The sequence below is a fragment of the Bacteroides sp. 2201st1_D9_2201SCRN_220225 genome (genome assembly GCF_040928965.1).
Taxonomy (GTDB): domain Bacteria; phylum Bacteroidota; class Bacteroidia; order Bacteroidales; family Bacteroidaceae; genus Bacteroides; species Bacteroides stercoris.
The window spans coordinates 1-23291 of the sequence record NZ_JBCODG010000072.1; the positions used below are offsets into that span (position 1 = coordinate 1).

Annotated in this window: 23 protein-coding genes and 1 pseudogene; 7 read left to right on the top strand and 17 right to left on the bottom strand. The window is 47.3% G+C overall.

Annotated elements, in window-relative coordinates; all coding sequences use genetic code 11:
- The first annotated feature begins 184 nt into the window (after window positions 1-184).
- The 3 genes from AB5903_RS18190 to AB5903_RS18200 are packed head-to-tail and all read left to right on the top strand — an operon-like array spanning window position 185 to window position 2353.
- Window positions 185-649, top strand: a complete 465-nt coding sequence (locus tag AB5903_RS18190; RefSeq protein WP_005653445.1) for a DUF4494 domain-containing protein — start codon at window positions 185-187, stop codon at window positions 647-649.
- Window positions 650-688: 39 nt separating this feature from the next.
- On the top strand, window positions 689-1357 hold the full coding sequence (locus AB5903_RS18195) for a YggS family pyridoxal phosphate-dependent enzyme (RefSeq protein WP_117955052.1): 669 nt from the start codon (window positions 689-691) through the stop codon (window positions 1355-1357).
- 18 nt (window positions 1358-1375) lie between these two features.
- Window positions 1376-2353, top strand: a complete 978-nt coding sequence (locus AB5903_RS18200; protein WP_368118090.1) for a dihydroorotate dehydrogenase-like protein — start codon at window positions 1376-1378, stop codon at window positions 2351-2353.
- A gap of 108 nt (window positions 2354-2461) precedes the next feature.
- Here AB5903_RS18200 and AB5903_RS18205 read toward each other — a convergent pair whose 3' ends face one another.
- Entirely contained in the window at window positions 2462-3787 is a 1326-nt protein-coding gene (locus tag AB5903_RS18205) for a PhoH family protein (RefSeq protein ID WP_005653450.1), read from the bottom strand.
- A gap of 152 nt (window positions 3788-3939) precedes the next feature.
- Between AB5903_RS18205 and AB5903_RS18210 the strand changes: the two genes are divergently transcribed.
- Window positions 3940-5193 carry a folylpolyglutamate synthase/dihydrofolate synthase family protein gene (locus tag AB5903_RS18210; RefSeq protein ID WP_368118091.1) on the top strand — a complete coding sequence of 418 codons (1254 nt, stop codon included), beginning with the start codon at window positions 3940-3942 and terminating at the stop codon, window positions 5191-5193.
- Here AB5903_RS18210 and AB5903_RS18215 read toward each other — a convergent pair.
- From AB5903_RS18215 to dnaN, 7 genes are all read right to left on the bottom strand, one after another.
- Window positions 5161-5535 carry a RidA family protein gene (locus AB5903_RS18215; protein ID WP_117902038.1) on the bottom strand — a complete coding sequence of 125 codons (375 nt, stop codon included), beginning with the start codon at window positions 5533-5535 and terminating at the stop codon, window positions 5161-5163. The genes AB5903_RS18210 and AB5903_RS18215 overlap by 33 nt on opposite strands.
- A gap of 236 nt (window positions 5536-5771) precedes the next feature.
- Complete coding sequence (locus tag AB5903_RS18220) at window positions 5772-7478, bottom strand: tetratricopeptide repeat protein (protein ID WP_117899318.1); 1707 nt, start codon at window positions 7476-7478, stop codon at window positions 5772-5774.
- Between the two features lie 2 nt (window positions 7479-7480).
- A complete protein-coding gene (gene rlmB, locus AB5903_RS18225; protein ID WP_005653455.1) occupies window positions 7481-8221 on the bottom strand; it encodes a 23S rRNA (guanosine(2251)-2'-O)-methyltransferase RlmB in 741 nt (246 codons plus the stop codon).
- Between the two features lie 95 nt (window positions 8222-8316).
- The gene (gene recN, locus AB5903_RS18230) at window positions 8317-9978 is read right to left on the bottom strand and encodes a DNA repair protein RecN (RefSeq protein ID WP_117899350.1); all 1662 of its coding nucleotides are present in this window, start codon (window positions 9976-9978) and stop codon (window positions 8317-8319) included.
- A gap of 40 nt (window positions 9979-10018) precedes the next feature.
- The gene (gene coaBC / locus AB5903_RS18235; protein ID WP_117665424.1) at window positions 10019-11242 is read right to left on the bottom strand and encodes a bifunctional phosphopantothenoylcysteine decarboxylase/phosphopantothenate--cysteine ligase CoaBC; all 1224 of its coding nucleotides are present in this window, start codon (window positions 11240-11242) and stop codon (window positions 10019-10021) included.
- A gap of 24 nt (window positions 11243-11266) precedes the next feature.
- On the bottom strand, window positions 11267-12037 hold the full coding sequence (locus tag AB5903_RS18240; protein ID WP_272709209.1) for a 3'-5' exonuclease: 771 nt from the start codon (window positions 12035-12037) through the stop codon (window positions 11267-11269).
- Between the two features lie 125 nt (window positions 12038-12162).
- On the bottom strand, window positions 12163-13287 hold the full coding sequence (gene dnaN, locus AB5903_RS18245) for a DNA polymerase III subunit beta (protein WP_005653459.1): 1125 nt from the start codon (window positions 13285-13287) through the stop codon (window positions 12163-12165).
- A 154-nt stretch (window positions 13288-13441) separates the two neighbouring features.
- On the opposite strand from dnaN, the gene AB5903_RS18250 reads away from it, so the two are divergent.
- Window positions 13442-13819 carry a DUF3127 domain-containing protein gene (locus tag AB5903_RS18250; protein ID WP_005653460.1) on the top strand — a complete coding sequence of 126 codons (378 nt, stop codon included), beginning with the start codon at window positions 13442-13444 and terminating at the stop codon, window positions 13817-13819.
- 242 nt (window positions 13820-14061) lie between these two features.
- Here AB5903_RS18250 and AB5903_RS18255 read toward each other — a convergent pair whose 3' ends face one another.
- From AB5903_RS18255 to AB5903_RS18275, 5 genes are all read right to left on the bottom strand, one after another.
- The gene (locus AB5903_RS18255) at window positions 14062-15726 is read right to left on the bottom strand and encodes a DUF3352 domain-containing protein (RefSeq protein ID WP_368118092.1); all 1665 of its coding nucleotides are present in this window, start codon (window positions 15724-15726) and stop codon (window positions 14062-14064) included.
- Between the two features lie 72 nt (window positions 15727-15798).
- Complete coding sequence (locus AB5903_RS18260; protein ID WP_005653464.1) at window positions 15799-16563, bottom strand: MBL fold metallo-hydrolase; 765 nt, start codon at window positions 16561-16563, stop codon at window positions 15799-15801.
- 28 nt (window positions 16564-16591) lie between these two features.
- A complete protein-coding gene (gene murB / locus AB5903_RS18265; RefSeq protein ID WP_272710702.1) occupies window positions 16592-17581 on the bottom strand; it encodes a UDP-N-acetylmuramate dehydrogenase in 990 nt (329 codons plus the stop codon).
- Window positions 17582-17586: 5 nt separating this feature from the next.
- On the bottom strand, window positions 17587-18435 hold the full coding sequence (locus AB5903_RS18270) for a DUF4348 domain-containing protein (protein ID WP_005653467.1): 849 nt from the start codon (window positions 18433-18435) through the stop codon (window positions 17587-17589).
- Between the two features lie 19 nt (window positions 18436-18454).
- On the bottom strand, window positions 18455-19411 hold the full coding sequence (locus tag AB5903_RS18275; protein WP_005653469.1) for an NAD-dependent epimerase/dehydratase family protein: 957 nt from the start codon (window positions 19409-19411) through the stop codon (window positions 18455-18457).
- A 155-nt stretch (window positions 19412-19566) separates the two neighbouring features.
- Between AB5903_RS18275 and kbl the strand changes: the two genes are divergently transcribed.
- Window positions 19567-20754, top strand: coding sequence for a glycine C-acetyltransferase (gene kbl / locus AB5903_RS18280; protein WP_005653471.1), 1188 nt, complete (start codon window positions 19567-19569; stop codon window positions 20752-20754).
- A 147-nt stretch (window positions 20755-20901) separates the two neighbouring features.
- On the opposite strand, the pseudogene AB5903_RS18285 reads toward kbl, so the two are convergent.
- The 4 genes and pseudogenes from AB5903_RS18285 to AB5903_RS18300 form a co-directional block, all read right to left on the bottom strand.
- Window positions 20902-21201: pseudogene (locus tag AB5903_RS18285) on the bottom strand (DUF2442 domain-containing protein); the annotation flags it as partial.
- Window positions 21202-21535: 334 nt separating this feature from the next.
- A complete protein-coding gene (locus tag AB5903_RS18290; protein ID WP_005653478.1) occupies window positions 21536-22018 on the bottom strand; it encodes a ferritin in 483 nt (160 codons plus the stop codon).
- A 124-nt stretch (window positions 22019-22142) separates the two neighbouring features.
- Entirely contained in the window at window positions 22143-22616 is a 474-nt protein-coding gene (locus AB5903_RS18295; RefSeq protein ID WP_005653479.1) for an N-acetylmuramoyl-L-alanine amidase, read from the bottom strand.
- A gap of 36 nt (window positions 22617-22652) precedes the next feature.
- Window positions 22653-22754: a smalltalk protein gene (locus AB5903_RS18300; RefSeq protein ID WP_155817345.1), complete on the bottom strand. Its 102-nt coding sequence runs from the start codon at window positions 22752-22754 to the stop codon at window positions 22653-22655.
- A gap of 208 nt (window positions 22755-22962) precedes the next feature.
- Between AB5903_RS18300 and AB5903_RS18305 the strand changes: the two genes are divergently transcribed.
- Window positions 22963-23291: phage integrase SAM-like domain-containing protein (locus AB5903_RS18305; protein ID WP_368118093.1), on the top strand; the 329-nt coding region annotated here is incomplete at its 3' end.

Here is a 23291-nt window from a genome sequence, read left to right on the forward strand (position 1 = left end):
ACGCCATAAAGATAGGGGTGGTCTTGATTTTTTCATATCCCACTGGCATATAAATCGTGATTTATATCTAAATTTGTACATCCTTTCATGATAAAAAAGGGAAGGGTTTCTTCTACAAGCCGCAAAAGGCAGGAAGAGGAAACAATCGTTTACTAATTAAAATACTAACTAAAATCAGAAGATTATGGCAATGCATACATGGTTTGAGTGTAAAATCCGTTATGAAAAAACAATGGAAAACGGAATGAACAAAAAAGTTACCGAACCTTATCTGGTAGATGCACTCAGTTTTACGGAAGCGGAAGCACGTATCATCGAAGAGATGACACCGTTTATTTCAGGAGAATTCACGGTATCGGACATCAAACGTGCCAACTACAGCGAACTGTTTCCATGCGAAGAGGAAGCTGCCGACCGTTGGTTCAAATGCAAGCTGGTTTTCATTACATTGGACGAGAAAAGCGGTGCTGAGAAAAAAACGTCTACCCAGGTATTGGTGCAGGCAGCCGACTTGCGTGATGCGGTAAAGAAGCTGGATGAGGGCATGAAAGGCACAATGGCCGACTACCAAATTGCATCGGTAGCGGAAACCGCCATCATGGATGTATATCCGTACAGCGCAGAACCGGATGACAAGCCGGAAGTATAAGAACCTGAAAATTTCATTTCACAGATTATCATATATACGATGAGTATTGCAGAAAACATAAAACAAGTACTGAGCGAACTACCTGATGGGGTGCGGCTGGTAGCTGTTTCCAAATTTCACCCCAACGAGGCCATAGAGGAAGCTTATAGCGCAGGGCAGCGTGTGTTCGGAGAAAGCAAGGTGCAGGAAATGACTGCCAAATACGAGAGCCTTCCAAAAGATATCGAATGGCATTTCATCGGACATCTGCAAACGAATAAAATCAAATATATCGTACCCTATGTTACTCTGATTCATGGAGTGGATTCCTACAAACTCCTTACCGAAATCAACAGGCAGGCAGCCAAGGCCGGACGAACCGTAAACTGCCTGCTTCAACTGCACATAGCACAAGAAGAGACCAAATTCGGTTTCAGTTTCGACGAATGCCGGGAGATGCTTGCAGGCGATGAATGGAAAAAGCTCGGCAATGTCCGGATATGCGGACTTATGGGCATGGCTACGAATACGGACAATACCGAACAAATCAAAGCTGAATTCCGTTCATTAAACAATTTCTTCCAAGAGGCTAAAGCCACCTGGTTTTCCAATGCAGAGTGGTTTCGGGAGCTGTCAATGGGAATGTCCCATGATTACCATGAGGCCATTGCCGCCGGCAGTACCCTGGTACGTGTAGGAAGTAAAATATTTGGAGAAAGAATATATTAATACCTAATAACTGTTATTATGGCAACATTAGAAACCACCTTTGCAGGGTTAAAACTTAAAAACCCGATTATTATCAGCAGTTCCGGACTTACCGACAGTGCTGCCAAGAACCAAAAGCTTTACGAAGCCGGAGCAGGAGCCATTGTACTCAAGTCTCTTTTTGAGGAACAAATCATGATGGAAGCCGATTGGCTTGGAGATCCCAACATGTATCCGGAAGGAAGCGATTACCTGGTAGGATACATACGCGAACATAAACTGGGCGAATATTTGAATCTGATTAAAGAAACCAAGAAAGTCTGTGACATTCCTGTCATTGCCAGCATTAACTGCTATCAGGATGCGGACTGGATTGAGTTTGCCAGAAAGATAGAAGAGGCCGGAGCAGATGCTTTGGAAGTCAATATCCTTGCTTTGCAAACCGACATACAATATGCTTACGGTTCTTTTGAACAACGTCATATCGACATCTTGAGCCATATCAGGAAAACAGTCAATATTCCTGTTATCATGAAATTGGGAGACAACCTCACCAATCCGATAGCACTCATCGACCAGCTCTATGCCAATGGTGCGGCGGCAGTAGTAATGTTCAACCGGTTCTACCAGCCGGATATCGATATTGAAAAAATGGCTCAAAGTGCCGGAAGTGTCTTCAGCACAGATGCCGATTTATCCAAATCCTTACGTTGGATAGGTATCGCCTCTGCGGCTGTGAGCAAGCTGGACTATGCGGCATCCGGCGGCATACATACTCCTGAAGGAGTAGTAAAAGCTATCTTGGCGGGCGCTTCGGCAGTAGAGATATGCAGCGCACTCTATCAGAATTCTTACGCCATCATCGAAGAGTATGTCCGCTTCCTGAACTCATGGATGGAACGCAAAGGGATGGAGAACATCAGCCAGTTCAAAGGCATGCTGAATGTAAGCGACCTGAACGGTATAAACACTTTCGAACGTACCCAGTTCCTGAAATACTTCTCGGCACGCAAATAATAAAAATATGGTATACTAATAAAAACGGATGGTGCTTACCAGTGGGGCATCATCCGTTTTTTTATGTCACATTCTTCGCCTTCACCAAGAAAGGCAAAGCAGCAGATATTACATTAAATTACTTGCCAGTTCGCTCAGCTGGCTACGCTCTCCCTTCACCAGATTGACATGGGCAAACAGGTTCTGGTCTCTCATGCGGTCTATCATATAGACAAGCCCGTTGGACTGGCTGTCCAGATACGGCTGGTCAATCTGTTGGATATCGCCCGTGAATACCATCTTCGTCCCTTCACCGGCACGTGTTATAATGGTTTTTATTTCGTGAGGAGTAAGGTTCTGCGCTTCGTCGATGATACAGTAGGTCTCGCTCAGGCTGCGCCCGCGGATAAAGGCTAGGGCTTCAATGACAAGCTGGTCGCTTTTCTGCATATCTTCCAACCTTTTCACTTCGCTTGAGTTAGATGCGAACTGATGCTTGATTACATTCAGGTTATCAAACAGCGGCTGCATATACGGAGCTACCTTCTCATTGGCATCACCCGGCAAGAAACCTATATCTTTATTGGACAATGCAACGATAGGACGCGCCAGCAGGATTTGCTTATAGTCCGTCAGCTTGCCCAAAGCGGCTGCCAGTGCCAACAGGGTCTTACCCGTTCCTGCCTTGCCGGTAAGGGCCACCAGCTTGATGTTCGGGTCATTCAATACCTCGAAAGCAAAACTCTGTTCGGCATTACGCGGTTCGATGCCGTAATTCTTTGTCTTATTGACACGGCAAACGGAATGGGTAAAAGGATTGTAGCGGGCAAGCACGCTGCTGCGGTCGCTCTTCAGGATAAAACATTCGTTGGGGTGAATAACATCCTTGAAGTCGAATTCGCTGATGTCCAACCCTTCCTTAGAGGAATAGATGCGGTCTATCAGAGTCGGGTCAACCCCTTCGAACACTTCGTTCGACTTTTCAAATATATCCACGTTAATTACCTTGTCGTTGATATAGTCCTCGCACAGCAGACCGATAGAGCGCGCTTTCATACGAAGGTTGACATCCTTGGTGACAAGAATGGATTTCATATTCGGCTTCTTCACGGTCAGCCAGTCAACGACAGAGAGTATCTGATGGTCGGGAATACGTTCCGGGAAAGAGTCGTGCACGCGGGGCGAATCTACCGAACCCGCCACCACGAACAGGCGTCCCAGACCTTCGCCCAACGGAGCACCTTTGGTAAAAAGGTTATCATCGGTAATCAAGTCGAGCTCACGGACAAACTCACGGGCATTGAAATTTATCTGCTCGTTGCCCTTCTTGAATTTATCGAGTTCTTCAAGCACTACAATGGGAAGATAAATATCGTTCTCTTGAAAATTCTTCAAACAGTTATAATCGTGAAGGATAACATTGGTATCAATCACAAAGTTTTTCTTAGCTCCCATACTCTTTAGATTTAAATAGTTTATACCTCATACCGACAATATAAAATAAAGCAAGCATACACACTTAAATAAAATTGCCTTATCTTTGCCGTTCCTAAAGATAACACTTTAATAAGGAGAAAGGATTGCTTTCCCGTTAATTTTTATAAAAGATGGACTATCAGAACACTTTAACTTACTTATATAACAGCATACCCATGTTTCAGCAAGTGGGCGGCTCGGCATACAAAGAAGGTTTGGAAAACACGCGCATATTAGACGAACATTTCGGACACCCCCACCGTTCGTTCCGCACAATCCACGTGGCAGGAACCAACGGCAAAGGCTCCTGTTCCCATACATTGGCTGCCATATTGCAGGAGGCGGGATACCGCGTGGGGCTTTACACCTCTCCCCACCTGGTGGATTTCCGTGAACGTATCCGTATAAACGGCTCTCCCATACCCGAAGAGTATGTAGTGCACTTTGTAGAAAAAGAACGTGACTTTTTCGAGCCTCTGCACCCTTCTTTCTTTGAATTGACCACTGCGATGGCATTCCGCTATTTTGCCGATGAGAAAGTGGATGTGGCCGTTATAGAGGTCGGACTGGGAGGCCGGTTGGACTGTACGAACATCATTCATCCGGATTTGTGCATCATAACCAACATAAGTTTCGACCATACCCAGTTCTTGGGCGACACATTGGCAAAGATAGCGGGAGAAAAGGCAGGTATCATCAAACCCGGCATTCCCGTAGTCATTGGCGAAACCACCCCCGAAACCAAACCGGTTTTCCTGCAAAAGGCCGCGGCAGAGAAAGCCCCTGTCGTATTTGCAGAAGAAAGGATGAACAACGATTATCCCGGACTGAAAACAGAGTTGCAGGGACTTTATCAACTAAAAAACACACGCACCATCCTCACAGCCTTGCCATTGCTGAAAGAGGCCGGATACCACATTGACGAAAGGAGTGTGCGCAGCGGCTTCGCCCGTGTCTGCGAACTGACGGGGCTAATGGGACGCTGGCAAAGGCTGCAAGAGGCTCCCACCCTGATATGTGATACCGGACATAATGTGGGCGGCATTACCTACATCGTAGAACAACTGAAACAGCAAACCTACCGCCAGCTCCATATCATCATAGGAATGGTCAATGACAAAGACATCAGCGGTGTGCTTGCCCTGCTTCCCAAAGATGCTGTATACTACTTCACCAAAGCCAGCGTAAAACGTGCCCTTCCGGAAGAGGAGCTGTGCAGGCTCGCTGCCAAAGCAGGCTTGCAGGGAAACTGTTATCCGGATGTCCCCGCCGCCGTAACCGCCGCACAAGAAAAAAGCCACCCCGAAGATTTTATCTTCGTAGGTGGCAGCAGCTTTATCGTGGCAGATTTATTAGCGAACCGCGATGCACTCAATCTCCACTAAGGCGTCTTTCGGAAGCGCCTTTACGGCAACAGCCGAACGCGCGGGAAAGTCTCCCTCAAAATAAGTGGCATATACCTTATTCATGTCGGCAAACAAAGACATATCCGCCAGGAAAACGGTAGTCTTCACGATATTCGCCATGCTCAATCCTGCCTCTTCCAGAATGTGCTTTACATTCTCCAACGACTGGCGGGCTTGGGCTTCCGCGCCTTCCGCCATTACTCCGGTAGCAGCATCGATAGGTAACTGACCCGATACGAACACCATTCCGTTTGCTTCAATAGCCTGACTGTAAGGGCCGATTGCCCCCGGAGCTTTTTGACTACAAATCACTTTTTTCATAATTTTACTCTTTTATCTGTTCATTATCAAATATATAGTATCTTTTCCTACTATATTCAAAAAAAATCAGGAGACTCGTGCAGTATTTCCCAGAATCGTGCATTTATATATACGAAAGAAAATTTCATTCATAACCTGTTAATACCTAGACTTAACTTATATTTTAGCATGGGGAAGTTTCCCAAACAAAGGCTCTGCTTGTGAAAGCGGAGCCTTTATTTTGTTAAGTATACCGCTTATTTACAATGCTTTTCAATCAGTCCGTCCACGTTTGGGTCGCCCAATTCCTTTGCCTTGGCAAAACTTTGGCACGCTTCCTGCTTCTTTTTCATCTGCAACTGTGCAATTCCCATAAGCCGATAGGCTTCGGCATATTTAGAATCAATAGCCAAAGCATCCTGCAACACTTTCAAGGCTTCTTCATTACGCCCTACACGGATATTGACCACGGCAAGCTCTGCACGGTAGGTCAGGTCTTTCGGACTCAGCTCAATAGCCTTCTCCATATCATTCAGTGCACGCTGGAACTGTTTGGCCTTCAAGGCAGCCTGCTCACGATAATAATAGAACACATCATTCACCTTGCCGTTTACCGCTTTATAATAAGCATCGTAATCAAGCATGGCGGCACGCGCCTGATTGGCGTTCATGCGGGCTTGGGCACGTTCCAACAAGTAAGGAGCGGCTTCTTCCGTGTACGGTTCGGTGAAACGTACCACGCAACTGTCCATAAGTGCCAGCACTTCTTCTGCCGGCGCTTTCATCAGTTCCTTCGTCTTAGCTGCACTGAAAAACGTTGCCGCCGACGCTATATCGGACTGATTAACCTTTTCGTAGCATGCCAAAGCTGCCGCATAATCCTGCTTTGCAAACAAAATATCCCCTTCGGTCTGTACATACACCGGAAGCTCCTGAACGGCAATCGCTTTTCTTATTTCATCCACAGCCTTATCGTAAGACCAGTCCTTATAGGGCTTTTCCGGATTACCCAGCATATAATTGTATATCAGTTTGGCACGGTTGTAATATACGTCGTCTTTCTTTTGAGCCACACTCAGGGCTTTATCCATATCCGCCACGACCTTATCCATTGAGGCATCATCCTTGGAGCGGTATATCCGGTTGGTGGCACGGCGCACATAGCCGTCCGCACTATTCGGATATTCAGCGATGAAATCGTCCAACAGTTCTGCATACTTCTCCGGAGTAACCTGTGAGGAAGCCATGAAGAGAAACACCAGCGCCTGTTCTTCCGTATCGGGCAGTGCTTTCTTAATGCCGATATTCTTTAAAGTCATATCGCTGAAGGAAAATGCCGAAACATTCTGTTCCATGGCAAAATCGACATCTACCGCATAACATATTGTAGCGGTATCGGCGCCGGATGACTTCTGTGCAAGCGCAAAGACCTGTCCTTCTTCGGTCATCACGGGACAGCTCACCATCTTGTCCTTCAGGCGCAGATTGAGCGTATAGTAGTGATACTTTCCGGAAAATTCATCCGCAGCTTTCACTTGTCCGGCAGTATAGGAACGGTCTTTCTGTGTGGAATAAGGCAGGATGTACACATTGGCGCCCACAGCCGGAGCCACGGTTGCCGGATGCAATGCCGGGACTTTTTTGGTGGATATACCTACACGGAATTTAATGACATCGTACATGTCATTCGCACCCATAATAGAAACTACCGGCATCTGTACGCCTTCCGAATTCACGACCACCGCCCGTTGCGCTCCTTCGAACAAAGAACAATCGGACAAGGCCACACCGTCTTCCGTCACGAAGAAACCGTTTCCGGTATTCAAAATCTTATCATTCTCGCCATAAGTAATCACCGAAAATACGGCACGTTTGGCTTTATCCACCCATTTGGGAGCTTGTGCCATGCTCCACTGTACCTCCAAAAGGCATAGAGCGGAAAGCAGGAAAATCTTCTTTTTCATATTCAGTTCGTTCTTTGTTTCACAGCTTCATAAATCAGGATACCCGCCGCAACGGATACGTTAAGAGACTCAATCGTACCCAGCATCGGAATCTTTACCCATTCGTCGCAAAGTGCAAGGTTATCGTAAGAGACCCCCTTGTCCTCGGCACCCATGATGATACACATAGGACCTGTGTAATCGGCTTTTGTGTAATCGTAATCACCCTTTTCCGTAGCAGCCACTATATGGAAACCGCTGCTTTTAAGAAACTGCAGGGTATCTTTCAGATTCTGTTCGCGGCATACGGGCAAGGTATGCAACGCACCTGCCGAAGTCTTTACCGCATCGGCATTCACCGTTACACTGTTCTTGGCGGGAATAATAACGGCATCCACCGCCGCACACTCGCAAGTACGGGCTATCGCTCCGAAATTACGCACATCCGTTATGCCGTCCAGCATCACAAACAACGGATTCTTGCCTTCCTCAAAAAGGAACGGCACAAGGTCTTCCGTTTTCTGATAAGTCACGGCAGAGACAAATGCTATCACCCCCTGATGGTTCTTACGAGTAATGCGGTTGATACGCTCTACCGGCACACGTTGTACGGGAATCAAAGTTCCCTTTAGAGCGGCAAACAATTCTTTGGACAAGTCGCTCTGGATATCTTTCTTCACCAATATCTTGTCAATGTCCTTACCTGCCTGAACAGCTTCTATCACGGCACGAACGCCGAAAATCATTTCACTTTTATCTATCATTGTATCTTATTGTTTTTTTTGTTCTACTTTAGCCGGCTAAAGTGCTACACTACGATTGTAAACCTCTACTTTACAACCGTAAAGTACTACATTAGTCAGACGATGCCCAACAGTGCCTTGGCATTGTTCAGCGCGGCATCGGTCAGGGTGGCTCCACTCAGCATATGAGCAATCTCCCCTACCCGTTCCTCATCCGTCAAACGGCGGATGTGGCTGTTGGTTTCCGTTTCATTATCCTGTTTATACACCTTATAATGGGCACGTCCGCGGGCAGCTATCTGCGGCAGATGCGTGATACTGATAACCTGGCGGTCGCTATCGCCCATTTCCTGCATAATATCCGCCATGCGGTCGGCTATCTCACCGGAAACTCCCGTGTCTATTTCATCGAACACGATAGTGGGCAGCTTCACCGCTCCGGCTATCATTGCCTTGACAGACAGCATGACACGGGCTATCTCGCCCCCCGAAGCTACCGAAGAAATATTCTGCAAAGCCCCGTTCTTGTTGGCAGAGAAAAGGAAGTTCACCGTATCCGCCCCATGTGCCCCCGGCTCCTTGCGTATACCTATTTCCACCTGAAAACGGACATTGGGCATGCCCAGCGGTATCAGGCGGGCTGCCATCTGCTTTTCAACCTCGCGGGCTGCGGCGGTACGCAACCCCGTAAGTACCGCTGCCTGCCGCTTCACCTTATTATATAAGGCTTCGCTACGGGCTTTCAACGTTTCAATCTGTTCATCCGATGAAGTGATGTTGGACAGTTTGGCGGCATAATCATCCGCCAGAGCCAGAAGCTCGTCCACCGTAGAGACGCGATGCTTCTGCTGGAGAGTATAAATCAGGTTCAAACGTCCGTTCACCTCTTCCAGCCGGCCAGGGTTAAATTCTATCTCCTCTTCTTTTCCCGAAATCTCCTGAGAAATATCTTTCAGTTCGATGTAGCTGCTTTCCAGCCGTTCGGCAAGTTCACCGGCGGCAGGATATACTTTCTGCAAGCCCGCCATTGTATTCAGGCACTCTTTCAATACGGAAAGCAGGCCGCCCTCATCGGAGTTCATCGCCTGACCGGCACGGAACAGTCCGGCTTTTATCTCTTCGGCATGGCTCAGCGTATCGGCTTCCTGCTCCAGTTCCTCCTGTTCTCCGGTAGCCAGATGCGCATCCTCCAACTGCTCCAACTGAAAACGGATGTAATCTTCGTCCGCCTTGTTCTTTTCGGCCAGTGCGACAAGATGTTCCAAATCCTGCTGCACCTGCTTCCATTCCCGGTGGAGAGAGCGGTATTTACTTAACTCATCTTCGTCATGCGCCAGCAAATCCAGCACGCTCAACTGGAAACCTTCCTTGTTCAGGAGCAGGTTCTGATGTTGCGAGTGCACGTCAATCAGCTGTTCGCCAAGCTCCTTCATCTGTACCAGCGAGGCAGGCGTATCGTTGATAAACGCACGGCTCTTGCCCGAAGCGTAGACTTCGCGGCGAAGGATACACTCATCTTCGTATTCCAGTTCGTTTTCCTCAAAGAAAGGCTGCATACCATAACCGGCAATCTCAAAACGGGCTTCAATCACACATTTTGCAGCGCCCCGCCTGATGGATTTCACATCGGCACGCTGCCCCAGCAACAGACCGATAGCTCCCAATATGATGGACTTTCCCGCACCGGTCTCACCGGTAATCACCGAGAAGCCGCTACCGAAGTCTATATCAAGCTTCTCGATAAGCGCATAATTCTGTATGTATAGAGAACGCAACATTTTATTAAACAGATAATTGAAAGTTGACAATCAAAAAATATCATTCACGCTTCATCACTTCCACCAAATGGTCGACGATGTCCGCAGCCACTTCCGCTTTGGACTTCAACGGGTAGTCCTTTTTACCGTTCCGGTCGATAATGCTGATTTTATTGGTATCGTAACGGAAGCCCGCACCTTTGTCATTCAACGAATTAAGCACGATAAAATCCAGGTTCTTACGGTTCAGTTTATCTTCCGCATTATGCTGTTCGTCATTGGTTTCGAGGGCAAAGCCCACCAGCACCTTGCCGGGATGCTGCTTCTTCATCTCTCCCAAATGGGCGGCGATGTCCCGTGTAGGCTTCAGGTGCAATGACATATCACCTGTCTTTTCACGCTTTATCTTCCTGTCGGCAACCTGCTCCGGCGTATAGTCGGCAACGGCGGCAGCCATGATAACGGCATCCGCATCGTCAAACAAAGAGGTGGCCGCCTCAAACATCTCTCCGGCAGACTCCACACCGAAATACCGGTACACAGGGTAGTGTGTCCGGAGCTGGACGGGCCCCGAAACCAGAATAACCCTTGCTCCTCTTGCCGCACACTCATCGGCAAGCGCAAAGCCCATCTTTCCCGACGAATAATTGCCGATAAAACGCACCGGATCAATCTTTTCGTATGTCGGTCCGGTAGTAATCATTATTGTTTTTCCCGCCAGATCACCGTCCTTAGCGGCAAAGAACTCTTCCAGCCTGCGGATAATGACATCCGGCTCTTCCATTCTGCCCTTGCCTACCAGATGGCTTGCAAGCTCGCCCGTACCCGGTTCTATGATATGGTTACCATACGAACGCAGTGTCTCCAGATTCTTTTGGGTGGACGGATGGGCATACATATCCAGGTCCATTGCCGGGGCAACAAACACAGGAGCTTTTGCCGACAGGTAAGTGGTTATCAGCATATTATCGGCAACGCCATTCGCCATCTTGCCGATAGTGGAAGCCGTGGCAGGAGCTATCAGCATGGCATCCGCCCACAGACCCAAATCCACATGACTGTTCCAGGTTCCGTCACGCTGCGCGAAGAACTCGCTGATAACGGGCTTGCTGGTAAGGGCAGACAAAGTAATGGGAGTTATAAATTCTTTGCCCGCAGGCGTTATGACAACCTGCACTTCCGCACCCCGTTTTATAAGTCCGCGAATGATATAACAGGCTTTATAAGCGGCAATACTGCCTGTAATGCCGAGTACTATTTTCTTTCCTTTCAGTGGGTTTGCCATGAAATCAAACTACTAATTACAAATTTACTTCTGGGTAATCTCGCGCAGGCGGATTTTAGTCAGCATAGCCTTGGTGTTCAGTGTAAAATCACTGTTCAGTATCCAGCTGTAATAGCCCGGATCGCGTTTCAGCACATCTGCCACCGGCATGCCTTTGTATTTACCGAAATTAAACACTTCCACACCTTTATCATCGTAAACCATGCGTCCTGCAAAGTCAACATTCTTGTTGAAGCTGGAATAATCCGAGAGGAAAACCACATCATTCTGCAATTCAGGATAACGGTCCAGTTGCGACATCAGCACCTCGTAAGTGGCACGCGTATCGGCTTCCGCTGTATGGGCGTCTTCCAGGTTCTTGCCGCAATAGAACTTATAAGCGGCAGACAGTGTGCGCTGCTCCATTTTGTGGAAGATAACCTGCACATCCACAAACTTGCGGCGACTCATATCTATATCCACGTCTGCACGCAGGAACTCTTCTGCCAGTACCGGAATATCAAAGCGGTTGGAATTGAACCCGGCAAGGTCGCAGCCTTCAATATCATTGGCTATATTGCGTGCCACTTCCTTGAACGTGGGGCATTCTGCCACATCTTCGTCGTAAATGCCATGAACGGCGGAAGCCTCTTCCGGTATGTGCATTTCGGGATTGATGCGCATGGTTTTGGTTTCCTCGTTTCCGTTGGGATATACTTTGAGATAACAGATTTCTACTATTCGGTCCGAGTTAATGTTTGTACCGGTGGTCTCCAAGTCAAAAAAGACAATCGGATTTTTAAGATTCAGTTTCATGAAGTTTCGTATTTATTTATCTTTTAGGCACGGACTGCACGGAACGGTGCGGTTTCTCTATAAACCCGAACCGTGAAATCCGCGTAACCCGTGCCTAAATAAAAAAATGACAGATTACTATTTCATTAATCATTCAGCATCATCGGCATCAGCAGCATCAGCAGGTCTTCGTTTTCTTCCTGCTCTGCCGGAACAATAACACCGGCACGCGAAGGATCCGCCAGCTCGATAACCACTTCATCCGCCGATATATTATTCAGGATATCAATCAGGAAAGTAGACTTGAAACCGATGCTCATCGGATTACCCGCATACTGGCATGTCTGCGTTTCCTCTGCCGAAGTGGAGAAATCGATGTCCTGTGCCGAAATCACAATTTGGTTCTCCTGCATACGCAGTTTGATAAGGCTGCTTGCCTGTGAGGAGAAGATAGACACGCGACGCAACGCACCAATCAGTTGCAGGCGGTCTACCGTCACTTTATACGGATTGTTCTGCGGAATTACGGAGTTATAGTTCGGGTAGCGTCCCTCAATCAGGCGGCATACCATGCGATAGCTTTCCAATGTAACCACGGCATTGCGTTCGTCAAATTCAATGGTCACCGTGCCCTGCTCCTTCGGCAACAGGTTCTTCATCAGGTTGGCAGGTTTCTTGGGCAGGATGAAAGCCGCACGCTCATTGCCTTTGGCGGCCAGCGTCTTGCAACGCACTAACTTATGTCCGTCGGAAGCCACCATTGTGATGTCTTCGGTAGTAATATCGAAATAGATACCGTTCATCACCGGACGAAGCTCGTCATCGGCGGTTGCAAACACGGCGCGGTTGATACCGCCCAATAACACCTGTGCATCCATTTCCACACGAACGGCATTCTCGCCCAGCATGGCCGATTGCGGAAATTCGTCCGCATTCTGCCCCATCAGGCTGTATTTACCGTTCTGATACTGAACCGTAATCTCCAGAGAACTCGTATTGATGTCAAACGTCAGCGGCTGTTCGGGAATTTCCTTTAAAGCGTCCAACAAAGTCTTGGCAGTCACTGCAAAACGTCCGTCGGCATCACTGTCATTCACTTCTACTGTGGTAACCATCGTTGTTTCACTGTCGGAAACAGTTACCGACAAGGTTCCGTCTTGTAGTTCAAAAAGGAAACAATCCAAAATAGGCAGCGCATTCTTTGAATTAATCACGCGGCTGATAGCCTGCAAATGGCTGGAGAGCGCAGTACTCGAAACGATAAATTTCATATATTCTATGTATTTAAGTTTTAATTTCAGTTCAGTTGTTAACTAACGGACAAAGTTAAAAAAAGAATTCCCTACGGCAAAGAAAAAACAGCCGTTTATTCGTCGCATATCCCTAAAAAATTGTAACTTCGCCGCATCATTTAAAAAGAGTACAATGGAATTTACAGGAAAAATCATCGCTATACTCCAGCCCAGAGGCGGAGTTTCCAAAGCATCAGGTAACGAGTGGAAAGCGCAGGAATACGTAATCGAAGACCACGGGCAATATCCCCGTAAGATGTGTTTCGACGTATTCGGAGCAGATAAAATAGAACAATTCAATATCCAGATGGGTGAAGAGCTGACGGTATCTTTCGACATCGACGCACGTCAGTGGCAAGACCGCTGGTTCAACAGTATCCGCGCATGGAAAGTGGAACGTGTCAGCGCAGCAACGGCAGCGCCTGCACCGGGAGCACCGGTTCCGCCGCCCGCTCCGTCCGCAGCGCCGGAATTCTTATCCGGAGACGCAAAGGACGACTTGCCTTTCTAATTTGAGAATTAAAAATTGAAAAACAGGAATCAGTAAGTTTTATCCGGTAAGAAAAGGAAGGTGTCAAAATACACTTGACGATTTCTTTTAGGCACGGATTACACGGAAAGCACGGTTTTCACAGAAAAAGAATAAAGAAAATCTGTGAAATCCGTGCTTTCCGTGTAATCCGTACCTAATAAAAAACAAATAGTAAGCGGATTTTAGTTTTGACAAGCCCTCTTTTCTATTTCTCTTATTTTTCAATTCCCTACTTCTTCAAATTCCCCTATTTTCTCTCCTTTATACAGCAAGACGAGATTCGGATACACCACTCCTTCCGCGCAAGTAAACTGTATGGCTATAGTGAAGTGGCGGAAGAAATCGGAATGACGGAAGAAAAAATTCGGAACCAACCGCACATAAGTTTCCGGCTGGTGCATCATCTCTTCCATATCCACCATCATGGCAAAGTTATAATAAGGAGAAAGACTGCCTACACCTTCCTCGTACACCGAAGTACCATCCAGCACATCTCCGTTCTCCAAAGCGTCCACATAAGCGGAGAGACTCTGTGCATCGGGCGCCAGTAACAAAGTTCCTTTATAGAAGCAGGCGTATGTGTGAAGTGCGGATTCCGTAATGCCTGTCAGTTGTGTCAATACGGTATTCCGGGGCAACATATACTGTCGGTACTTCCGTGCACGCGGGTATCGCCTGTAATTCGGATAGGTCCGCTCCACGGCCGGAGCGCCTTTTTCTTCGGGAGTAGCATACAGTAATTTCTGCAGGGCACGTTCCGCCTGTGCTTCATCTTTCACAGCAACGCTCATTACAGCGCAGGGATGCCGGTCGGTAGTATCCTTGGAATGAAACAGGCAAGACATGACATTCTCTCCCGCATACGTTTTCATAAATTCCATCCACTCGCCATCCCGCTTCTTGATATAATCGGAATAGGCAGCCTTAGCATATTCCTGTTGCGAAGTAAAGCCGAATATGGCTTCCAAATCCGAGATTGCCCACTGGTTGTAGAAGAAGACAGATGCCGGAAGCCGCTCTCCCGAAAAATCTTTTATCGGTTCCTGTCTGCGAAGCGCGTTGATAAACGTCCGGGCTGTATCCGCTCCGTGACTGATACCTGAACAATAAACGGCTTCTTCATTGAACTTCATATCAAACTCCGCCCAACTTCCCAGATGCGTCTGCGGACGAATGCCGTCTGTATTCTTGCCCATGCCCACTTCTTTCATGCGTACATACACCGTTGCCGCCACATTGTTGCGCTTACCGGCATACATGGCACGGAAAGATGCCATGTCCATCAATGATTGTCTGGAACGGCAGGCATCGATAACCTGCTCTATCAGACGCTTCTGAAAGCTGACAGCCAGAAAGTCAGGGGTGAAATAAGCCGCAAGGAAACGCCCGTCCGCCGTGGGATAGATGCGTATTTCCTCACCGTTGTAATCAAAATACTTGGAAGGAAAAGTACTGGAACAGTATTTACGCACGAAAGACTCCACCAGCTCGTAATCCCCCGCCCCCAGGCTGCAATACAACACCTGATTCAAAGGAGTATCCGGTTCGTGGAAACTGATAAGCATTTTATTCATCTGCCTGCTCAGTCCATGCGGCGTATCACCTACCAATGTATTGAAATACTTCTTCAGGCATACAAAAAGTTCCGATACATACAGGAAATGCTCATCCTTGCTGCAATGCAAGCCGTCGATATCTTCCATCAAATCCGCCATACGGTCTGTCTCAAGTACAGCCGTGGCATCTTGCGGCACTAACGTAAAGAGATTAAAATCCTGCCGGTTTTCCACTGCATTCATTCGCAGAAACGAGTATACGCCAAAACCTGTACACAGCAATACTATGGACACAATAACGGCTATTCGTATAAGGATTCGAATCTTCATGGCATACATTCGTCAACTGTTGGCAAAAATAAACATTTATACTAATAAAACAAAACAAATGTTTCAAAAAGTTTAGAAATCTATTTCCATACCGTCATACGCAAAGTGCACATGGGGCGGCAGTTGGCGGTCGATTTCGGCATGCAGCCCTGCATGATGACTCATGTGGATGAAATAAGTTTCCCTTGCTCCGATACGTTCCGCTGCCGCCAGCGCTTCCGGTATGCTTTGGTGCGTAGAGTGCGGCTGCGGCCGCAAGGCGTTTATTACCAGAACATCCAGTCCCTGTAATTGTTCATACGAAGCATCCGGCATCGTAAGCATGTCCGTTACATACCCCAGCCGCCTGCCGATACGGTATCCCAGGATAGGCAGCCGCCCGTGCATCACGGTAACCGGCAGTATTTCCGTTTCCCGCACGTAGAAAGGCCTGCCCGCTTCCACTTCCTGCAAATAAATGCGCGGCACACCCGGATATTTCTTATCCACAAAGCAATAAGGCATCCGTGCCCGCAGATGAGCAGCTGTGTAGGCATCCGAATAGACAGGTATTTCCGAGAAACGGCAGAAAGGGCGCAAATCGTCCAATCCGCCCACATGGTCGTAATGCTCGTGGGTTATCAGCACGCCGTCTATCCGCTCGTACACGGAAGCACGCAGCATCTGTGTCCTGAAATCAGGACCGCAGTCTATCAATATCACCGCATCGTCCGTATGCAGCAGGGCAGATGCACGCAAACGGCTGTCCCGCGGGTCGGCAGATGTGCAGACCGGGCATGTGCAGCCAATTTCCGGCACTCCGGTAGATGTTCCGCTTCCTAATATAGTCAGTTTCATAAAACAGTGATTGATGATTATCGGTTAATCATTCTATAAAGTTCACTTCCGGACAAATTTCCACTCCGAATTTCTCCTTTACCGAGGCTCTGACAGCATCTGACAGGGCAACCACATCTTTTCCGGTTGCACCACCCAGATTCACAAGCACCAGAGCCTGCTTGTCGTGCACGGCGGCAGGACCTAAGGCCTTGCCTTTCCAGCCGCATTGGTCTATCATCCATCCGGCGGGTATCTTCACCCGTCCGGCATCCACCTCGTAATGAGGCATGGTGGGATACAAGTCCAGCAACGCTTCAAATTGCGCACGAGGCACGATGGGATTCATAAAGAAACTCCCGGCATTACCCAGCACTTTCGGGTCGGGCAATTTGCTTTCGCGAATATCTATAATCACACGGCGCAAAGTGGCTAAGGTCACTGACGGATACCCGGCAAGCTCCTGACGGATTGTACCATAATCCAATGTATAATGCTCCTTCTTGCTCAGTACGAAATTCACGTAAGTCACAAAGACCGATTTCATTTCAGGCTTTTTGAAAAGGCTTTTCCGATAGGCATATTCACATTCGTCTTTCCGGTAGGTACGCTTCTCGCCGCGGATGTTTATAGTCTCCACAGACTCGATGAGGTCTTTCACCTCTACACCGTAAGCACCAATATTCTGTACGGCAGCCGCTCCTACCTCACCGGGTATCAGTGACAGGTTCTCCGCGCCATACCAGCCCTGCTCCACACAGTAAGCTACAAAATCATCCCATACTACACCCGCACCCACACGTACACGTACATGCACCTGCCCGTCATCTTCCGCGGTCACTTCTATGCCCCCGATGCGCGAGTGCAGCACCATGCCTTCATAATCTTTCACAAATAACAGATTACTACCGCATCCTATATGTAAAAAAGGAGAAGTGATGCGCCCTTCGGCTATCCATTTCTCCAATTCCTCTACCGAGTGATATTCTGCATATACGGCAGCTTTTACATCAAATCCGAATGTATTGGGTATTCTCATAAGTCTCAAATGCTCGTATCTTCGTATTTATACATCTTCCACTCACCGCCCCGCCTGCGGAAATAGAAAACGTTGGAATATCCGTTGCCGATACCGTTTACTTTCAGGATTTTCGTATTCGAATTATCCTCGTTCTTCTGTCCGTAGTTGATGTTGGACAACTTGTCTGCGGGCAGCGACGGACGGAAAGCATACCACTGGTTCACGTCGAGAGTGGTTTCCAGTATGGCAAACTCATCGTCGGGGTCGATGGTGACAAACTGCAACGGATTGGCAATATGCTCGCTCTGATACAAGCTGTCCGTCACAAAACGGGTATAGAAATCCACAAAATTCTCGCCTTCACCTTCTTCGATATGACGCAAATTTATGGCTTCGAGCATCCACATGCCTCGCTTACGTTCAAAATAATATTTCTTTACCATACGTGTTTTCAGATAAATCCACTCCACCTGTACGGATTTCAATGCAGTGTCGCCCACCATGTCCATGTCGCTCTCACGGTCGAAAAGCAATGTATAATAATTCTGTTTGGTAAACAGGTAGTCGTGCTTCCAGAAGCGTTCCTCTATCTTCGAAGGAGTGTCCCGGTTGTAATAAGGCAAAGGAAACTCCGTCCTTGCCCGTTGCAAAGCCTCGTCCGAAGCATAGTTGAAGATAAAATCGTCAAACAGTTCGTCCGCTTCCAACGGCTCAGGCTCCTCCTTCACTTCTGTCTGTTGCAGCGTATCGGCTTCATGCCCGGCCGAATCCACCATTTCGGTAATGGTAGCAAAGGGATCCATTTTCGTCTTTCTGTTCCCACACGAGAACAGAAAGACGAGTATAAAAAATCCCGTTAGTAATCGTTTCATCCTTTACCGACCTCTACGGTCATTTATTTAATTTTGCTCTTAGTTTTTCAAGCATGTCCACAGTCATAGACTCCAGGTCAAACTGCGGCATCCAGTCCCATTCTTCACGGGCGCAGGAGTCATCCAGCGAATCGGGCCAACTGTCGGCAATGGACTGCTTCAAAGGATCTATCTGATAGGTCATTTCGAAGTCGGGCACATGTTTCCTGATAGCCGCATAAATCATTTCCGGGTCGAAACTCATGGAAGCGATGTTGAACGCATTCCGGTGCTTCAGCCGTTCCGGATCGGCTTCCATCAGCGAGATAGCCGCATTAATGGCATCGGGCATATACATCATATCCATAAATGTACCCGCCTTTACGGGACATACGAACTTCTCACCTTTTACGGCAGAATAAAAGATGTCTACCGCATAGTCCGTCGTACCGCCGCCCGGAGGTGTCACATTGGAAATGATTCCGGGGAAACGTACCGCACGGGTATCCACCCCGTATTTCGTATGGTAATAATCACTTAACAATTCCGTAGTCACTTTTGTTACGCCGTACATGGTACGCGGACGCTGAATGGTATCCTGCGGTGTCTTTACGTGAGGAGTATTCTCTCCGAACGAACCGATGGAACTCGGCGTAAACACGGCGCAACCGTATTCGCGCGCCACTTCCAGCACATTCCACAGCCCGTCGATGCCAATCTTCCACGCCATGGCGGGACGGCTCTCGGCAACTACCGACAACAGGGCTGCCAGGTTATAAATTGTATCAACCTTGAATTGCCTCACCACCACTTCAATAGACTGGCGGTCTGTCACATCGGCTATGGCCGAAGGACCCGAGGATTTCAATTCACCCTGCGGCATGGCGCTCGGAATATATCCGGCTACAACATGGTCATTACCATAGCGCTTGCGCAACTCCAATGTTAGCTCCGAGCCAATCTGTCCTGTGGCTCCAATTACCAAAATATTTTTCATACAACTTATTTATAAGGTATTCTTTCGTTACTGAGTCGCAAATATACACACTTTTTTTTCATTTTTCTATCAAAAAGATATTGTTTATTCCAAGAAAAATGATGTCCTTTGTAGAGCTTCAAATAACGAAGTATTACCTATTAAAATAAAAAGCTATGTACGGTAAAATGAAAGACCATCTCAGCAAAACGCTTGCTGAAATAAAAGAAGCCGGACTCTATAAAGAGGAACGCCTGATTGAGAGTGCACAACAAGCTGCTATCACCGTGAAAGGCAAGGAAGTACTGAACTTCTGCGCCAACAACTATCTGGGATTATCCAATCATCCCCGCCTGATAGCCGCTGCTCAGAACATGATGGAACGTCGCGGCTACGGCATGTCGTCCGTCCGTTTCATCTGTGGCACACAGGACATCCACAAGGAATTGGAAGCTGCCATTTCCGATTACTTCAAGACGGAAGACACCATTCTTTACGCCGCCTGCTTCGATGCCAACGGCGGTGTGTTCGAACCTCTCTTCACCGAAGAGGACGCCATTATCTCCGATTCCTTGAACCATGCTTCCATCATTGACGGCGTGCGCCTCTGCAAAGCCAAACGTTACCGTTATGCCAATGCCGACATGGCAGAACTTGAAAAATGCCTGCAAGAGGCCCAGGCACAACGTTTCCGCATCATCGTAACGGACGGTGTGTTCTCCATGGACGGCAATGTAGCTCCCATGGACAAGATATGTGACCTTGCCGAAAAGTATGATGCACTGGTAATGGTGGACGAATCCCACTCTGCCGGAGTAGTGGGCGCTACGGGACATGGCGTGAGCGAACTGTACAACACCTACGGACGTGTGGACATCTACACCGGTACATTGGGCAAAGCCTTCGGCGGCGCTTTGGGCGGTTTCACCACGGGTCGCAAAGAGATTATCGACCTGTTGCGCCAACGCAGCCGTCCTTATCTCTTCTCCAACTCCCTGGCTCCGGGCATCATCGGTGCAAGCCTTGAAGTATTCAAGATGCTGAAAGAAAGCGACGCCCTGCACGACAAGTTGGTAGAAAACGTAAATTACTTCCGCGACAAGATGACTGCTGCCGGTTTCGACATCAAGCCTACCCAGAGTGCCATTTGCGCAGTAATGCTGTACGACGCCAAACTATCGCAGGTTTATGCAGCCCGCATGCAGGAAGAAGGTATTTATGTAACCGGTTTCTACTACCCCGTTGTACCGAAAGGGCAGGCACGTATCCGTGTACAAATCTCTGCCGGACACAATAAGGAACATCTGGATAAATGTATTGAAGCGTTTATTAAGGTAGGAAAGGAATTGGGAGTGCTGAAATAACTTGATGTTTTTTTAGGCACGGATTACGCGGAATTACACGGAAGAAAGGATAAAGTAAATCCGTGAAATCCGCGTAATCCGTGCCTGAAAATAATAAATGTTTCCGTGTTGCAACACATTCCTATTCTTGCAACATTACCCTATTTTTCATGCAGGCACGGTCATTAGCTCGCGCCCTATTTCACGTATTGTTTCTATTATTTCATCAAAACGTTGTTTAGACGGCTTCTTTGTTCCACTCACATATTGCGCAAACAGACTTTGTGACAAGCCTAACCGACGAGCTACTGCAGAGGCATTCAGTTCAGGATGAGCTATGAATAAGTCATATAAAAGATTTGATTTCTTTTCCCGAAAAAAGCCCTCAAAGCTTAAATCCTCATCCAATTCTCTCCAATGAATACCATATTCACTCACTTCAAAGTTCGCACGCTGTTCAGAAGTAGCAAATTTTAATCTTTAATAATTTGCAAATTCTTCACAAGCTTCCCTACCGTCAATTATACGTATCCATACAGCTGTATCGGTCAACCATACTTTTTCTATTACGTCTTTCATAACTGCTCATCTGGCTTTGTTAAAGAATTTATTCCAATGCTCTGCTATCACTTCTTGATTTTCTTTTTCTTCTCATTACAAATATAGATAATTATTTTATTACCTACCAGAAGAAACACGAAACAATACAATTTCCGGTTTCTAAAACGATAGCTGACAGATAAAAAACGGGTGATAAAGCCCACGCCTTACCACCCGTTACCTTACCGGTTATATTTCTTACTTATTTTCTTTCGCCCAGCTTCGCATCAATAAAGAAGATTCCGGCTGCACCGGCTTTCTTCACCATATCTACGATACCGGCAGCAGTAGCTTCTTCCTCTACCTGCTCGCGAACGAATCCCCACAAGAAGTCTTGGGAAGCCTTATCTTTTTCAGCGGCAGCCACGTCTACAAGAGCGTCGATCATCTTTGATACGCGGCATTCGTGTTCGTAAACCTGTTCGAATACTTCCAACGGAGTACCGAAGTCGTTGGGAACAACGTCAACCTTATCCAGTTTGGCTTTGCCACCACGCTTGATAATATACGATGCCAGCTCACAAGCATGTGCATGTTCTTCAAACGACTGCTTCTTCAACCAGGAAGCCATACCACAATACCCCTCTTTCTCCATATAGAAAGACATTGCCAAATAAAGGTTGGATGACCACATCTCAGCCGTAATCTGCTCGTTAATTGCATTCTGTAATTTTTCTGTTATCATAATTGTATTTATTAAGTAAATTGAAATGATTACAAATATAACAAGAACACATGAATATTGTTTATCCCAATAACATTATTTAGTAAAAAAAGCATAACATAACCTTTCACATATAACAATCGCATTACAATGAAACCGGATTAGGGGGCAGCGGATCTTGCAGAATGGATACAGCATCAAAACAAGGACACACTTTTATCCATTCTTCGGGTTCTATCTCGCCGTTACGATTGAAGTCGGGACTAAGGTCGCGATACCCGCAGAGACGGCTGCCGGGATAATCACGCAGTAACAGCATAACAAGCATACGCAAAGAGTGTTTCTGAAAATCGGTACGAGTATCGGCAGGGTATCCCCGTTCATCCAGCCCACTCTCGCAGCAAATACCTATGCTGTGAGCGTTATAGCCGCGAGCACGCTCCTCGGAATGTTCCAAAGGACGGAGCATCTTTATATCACCGTTCTTGCAGATATAATAGTGATAACCTGCACCGAAGAAGCCCTGGCTCAGGTGGTCTGTTATCAAATCATGTTCGGTATAGCTACGGTCACAGCGGGTAGCGGAACAGTGGATAATGATGAGGTTGGTAAATCTCACGTAACTTAAGTATAAGGTATAAAATATGAAACATAATTAAGCAGACATTGTTTGTACGCCTAAAGCACAGAGAACGGCAGATGCCACTACGATTACGATTTTAAGGAGCTTGTTCCACCAGTTTGATTTTGTTATCATAAGATTTAAATTAAGGGTTTCATTTTTATAAGTTATATTAAAAAACGGACACAAAGGTATACAAAAAAGCGATGTATAATACGTGTCGAATACTCTTCGGGAACAGGCCGCTATCTGCAAGTAAACAAATTTCAGAAAAATGCAGTATATTTATTGCGTGCGGTAATAGCGCACGCAAAGACTGTAAATATTATAAAGCCAACAGATTATGAAAGATTTAACAACCTTTACGCTTTCAGTCATACAGGAACTGGAAGACGAGGGGCGGTTCGGAACCGCCCATGTATACCGCAGCATGCTACGGGCTTTCCAACGGTACTGGGAAAGCGAACATCCAAAAAACGAAATACGCATGCGGAAAGTGTTTGATATCGCCACGATACACAAATTCGAAAGGCACCTGCTGGAGAGGATGCTCAAGCTGAACACCATGTCCACCTACCTGCGCATGTTGCGGGCTGTATACAACCGCGCGCTGCTGGCAGGCCTCACCGACTATGTGCCCGGACTGTTCAAACATGTATATACCGGAACCCG

What these genes read in the sequence shown, in the direction of transcription:
- AB5903_RS18190 (WP_005653445.1), top strand. Translation starts at nt 185, where the DNA reads ATGGCAATGCATACATGGTTTGAGTGTAAAATCCGTTATGAAAAAACA.
- AB5903_RS18195 (WP_117955052.1), top strand. Translation starts at nt 689, where the DNA reads ATGAGTATTGCAGAAAACATAAAACAAGTACTGAGCGAACTACCTGAT.
- AB5903_RS18200 (WP_368118090.1), top strand. Translation starts at nt 1,376, where the DNA reads ATGGCAACATTAGAAACCACCTTTGCAGGGTTAAAACTTAAAAACCCG.
- AB5903_RS18205 (WP_005653450.1), bottom strand. Translation starts at nt 3,787, where the DNA reads ATGGGAGCTAAGAAAAACTTTGTGATTGATACCAATGTTATCCTTCAC.
- AB5903_RS18210 (WP_368118091.1), top strand. Translation starts at nt 3,940, where the DNA reads ATGGACTATCAGAACACTTTAACTTACTTATATAACAGCATACCCATG.
- AB5903_RS18215 (WP_117902038.1), bottom strand. Translation starts at nt 5,535, where the DNA reads ATGAAAAAAGTGATTTGTAGTCAAAAAGCTCCGGGGGCAATCGGCCCT.
- AB5903_RS18220 (WP_117899318.1), bottom strand. Translation starts at nt 7,478, where the DNA reads ATGAAAAAGAAGATTTTCCTGCTTTCCGCTCTATGCCTTTTGGAGGTA.
- rlmB (WP_005653455.1), bottom strand. Translation starts at nt 8,221, where the DNA reads ATGATAGATAAAAGTGAAATGATTTTCGGCGTTCGTGCCGTGATAGAA.
- recN (WP_117899350.1), bottom strand. Translation starts at nt 9,978, where the DNA reads ATGTTGCGTTCTCTATACATACAGAATTATGCGCTTATCGAGAAGCTT.
- coaBC (WP_117665424.1), bottom strand. Translation starts at nt 11,242, where the DNA reads ATGGCAAACCCACTGAAAGGAAAGAAAATAGTACTCGGCATTACAGGC.
- AB5903_RS18240 (WP_272709209.1), bottom strand. Translation starts at nt 12,037, where the DNA reads ATGAAACTGAATCTTAAAAATCCGATTGTCTTTTTTGACTTGGAGACC.
- dnaN (WP_005653459.1), bottom strand. Translation starts at nt 13,287, where the DNA reads ATGAAATTTATCGTTTCGAGTACTGCGCTCTCCAGCCATTTGCAGGCT.
- AB5903_RS18250 (WP_005653460.1), top strand. Translation starts at nt 13,442, where the DNA reads ATGGAATTTACAGGAAAAATCATCGCTATACTCCAGCCCAGAGGCGGA.
- AB5903_RS18255 (WP_368118092.1), bottom strand. Translation starts at nt 15,726, where the DNA reads ATGAAGATTCGAATCCTTATACGAATAGCCGTTATTGTGTCCATAGTA.
- AB5903_RS18260 (WP_005653464.1), bottom strand. Translation starts at nt 16,563, where the DNA reads ATGAAACTGACTATATTAGGAAGCGGAACATCTACCGGAGTGCCGGAA.
- murB (WP_272710702.1), bottom strand. Translation starts at nt 17,581, where the DNA reads ATGAGAATACCCAATACATTCGGATTTGATGTAAAAGCTGCCGTATAT.
- AB5903_RS18270 (WP_005653467.1), bottom strand. Translation starts at nt 18,435, where the DNA reads ATGAAACGATTACTAACGGGATTTTTTATACTCGTCTTTCTGTTCTCG.
- AB5903_RS18275 (WP_005653469.1), bottom strand. Translation starts at nt 19,411, where the DNA reads ATGAAAAATATTTTGGTAATTGGAGCCACAGGACAGATTGGCTCGGAG.
- kbl (WP_005653471.1), top strand. Translation starts at nt 19,567, where the DNA reads ATGTACGGTAAAATGAAAGACCATCTCAGCAAAACGCTTGCTGAAATA.
- AB5903_RS18290 (WP_005653478.1), bottom strand. Translation starts at nt 22,018, where the DNA reads ATGATAACAGAAAAATTACAGAATGCAATTAACGAGCAGATTACGGCT.
- AB5903_RS18300 (WP_155817345.1), bottom strand. Translation starts at nt 22,754, where the DNA reads ATGATAACAAAATCAAACTGGTGGAACAAGCTCCTTAAAATCGTAATC.